The organism is Prosthecobacter sp. Pr1 (assembly GCF_057652315.1).
The window spans coordinates 1-2021 of the sequence record NZ_JBYFBS010000050.1 but is presented as its reverse complement, the minus strand read 5'-3'; the positions used below and the strand labels follow the sequence as shown (position 1 = coordinate 2021).

The window sequence follows — 2021 nt, the reverse complement described above, 5'->3', positions numbered from 1 at the left end:
CAGATGAAAGGAGCTGATCGGAAACGATGGGAGTTAACCGTAGCCGAAGGACAAGGCAGCGGCCGCGAGGCCGTGGCTGAAAGAAGTCCGGGGCAAACTCTCGACCACAGGAACACGAAGGACCAGCGAGGCAGGATGCGGGCGACGAGCGTGCCAGGAAACGCGAAGTCCGAAGACCATCAAGACGCATCAAGCAGAGGTCCGTGGCACGAGGGGAAAGCTCATGTTCTTACCCAGGAGGCCTGTCTGGCGCGAGCCGGACAGGAGTCAGCAGAGGCCATAGTAGTGAGGAGAGCCGCCGAAAGGCGGAGGGAGCGAAGGGCCGACTGCAAAGCGACCCGGGAGCCTGTGACCCGCGCAAAACCCGCCCCAACGTCAGCCGGCCTCAGCGCCGCAGGCGCGACACCCGGCACGAACCCGAACCGCCCCGATGGTGCAGCCATCTCCAGCGGCGAGGAGAGCGGCACTGCGGAGATCATGCGACACCCGGGGAACAAGCCAGCGATGCAGGAGGCAGCAATGGAGGCAGCCGTCGAGGCGGTCAACTGGGAGGCGGCGCTGTGCGCAGTAGAGCGCAACGCGGGCGCCCCCGGCCCCGACGGCATGCGGACCGAAGAACTGAGGGATCACCTCGCCAGGCACGGAGCCGGGATCAAGGCCAAGCTGCTCAAGGGCAGCTACCAGCCCGGAGCCGCGCGGCGCAAGGAGATCCCCAAGCCCAATGGCGGCATCCGGCCATTGAGCATCCCCAACGTGCTGGATCGCTTCGTGCAGCAGATGCTGCTGCAAGTGATGCAGCCTTTGTTCGAGCCACACTTCAGCGAAGCCAGCCACGGGTTCCGACCCGGGCGCGGAGCGCATGGAGCGATCGAGGCCGCACAGAGGCAGGCACGGGAAGGGAGGGAGTGGGTGGTGGACATGGACATCACCGCGTTGTTGCCAGCATTATTGAAAAAGACAGGCTGGCTGTCTCGCTGCGCTCGGCTCGACCGGGTGAACCACGACATCCTCATGACGCAGGTCAGCCGCGTCGTGCGGGACAAGCGGATGCTGCAGCTCATCGGACGGTTCCTGCGCGCAGGGATCGTCCTGCCAGGGGGATGCAAGGTCAGCAGTGAGCAGGGCACGCCGCAAGGCGGGTCGCTCTCACCGCTGCTGGCCAGCATCTATTTGGACAAGCTCGACAAGGAGATCGAACGCCGGGGGGTTGAAGCACGTCCGCTACGCGGATGACTGCAACATTTACGTGAGCAGCCAGAGAGCCGCGCAGCGGGTGTTGGAAGTCATCAGCCAGTGGACAGGCCGACATCTGAAGCTGGAGGTCAATGTGGAAAAGAGCGGCACAGGGCGGGTCTGGGAACGCAAGTTCCTCGGCTTCATCCTGACAGCGGCCCTGCTCATCGCCGCGTCACCACCGGCCATCACGAAGTTTAAAGACCAGGTGAGGGCGAAGTGGGATGCGCGGCAGTCATTGAGCAGCGGGCAGTTGCGCGACCAGTGGAGTCAATATCAACGCGGCTGGTGGGCCTGCTAGGGCCGGGCCTAGGAGCAGCGGAACATGGTGCAGTTGAGCGGCTGGATACGCCGCCACATGCGCAAATGCTTCTGGCAACGCTGGCACAACGCCCGCAGGCGCAAAGCCGCCCTCACCCGGCTGGGAATCCCGCCAACGCGAAGAGAAGTGGCGCACAGCAGTCGCGGAGCCTGGCGCATGGGGGCAAGCCCCGTGGTACAGGAGGCACTCAACAACCGCACCTTGAAGAGATATGGACTGATCACGCCATCAGACCTCGCCTCGCGGGACAAGCCCCGCAAAGTTGCCAACCGCCGGATGCGAAAAACCGCACGTCCGGTGGTGTGGGAGCCCTGACAGGTGCAATCCTGTCAGGGCGACCCGATCCACCCAGAGCAGCGCGTGCCGAAGGGCTGGTAGGGAACCGCTGCTGCGGGTCCGAAGTTTCGGGTCTGTCGTATCGCAGGCGATGAAAAAGGTGCGCCGTCCTGAGGGCGGCGAAGGGGGG

The 2021-nt window shown here is 64.6% G+C and carries 3 protein-coding genes; all 3 read left to right on the top strand.

Going from position 1 to position 2021, the window contains the following annotated elements:
- The first annotated feature begins 348 nt into the window (after nt 1-348).
- The 3 genes from AC24GY_RS29395 to AC24GY_RS29385 are packed head-to-tail and all read left to right on the top strand — an operon-like array spanning nt 349 to nt 1870.
- Nucleotides 349-1233: a reverse transcriptase domain-containing protein gene (locus AC24GY_RS29395; protein WP_487690429.1), complete on the top strand. Its 885-nt coding sequence runs from the start codon at nt 349-351 to the stop codon at nt 1231-1233.
- A gap of 13 nt (nt 1234-1246) precedes the next feature.
- Nucleotides 1247-1534, top strand: coding sequence for a hypothetical protein (locus AC24GY_RS29390; protein WP_487690426.1), 288 nt, complete (start codon nt 1247-1249; stop codon nt 1532-1534).
- A 24-nt stretch (nt 1535-1558) separates the two neighbouring features.
- Nucleotides 1559-1870, top strand: a complete 312-nt coding sequence (locus tag AC24GY_RS29385) for a hypothetical protein (protein ID WP_487690423.1) — start codon at nt 1559-1561, stop codon at nt 1868-1870.
- The last annotated feature ends 151 nt before the right edge of the window (nt 1871-2021 follow it).

What these genes read in the sequence shown, in the direction of transcription:
- AC24GY_RS29385 (WP_487690423.1), top strand. Translation starts at nt 1,559, where the DNA reads ATGGTGCAGTTGAGCGGCTGGATACGCCGCCACATGCGCAAATGCTTC.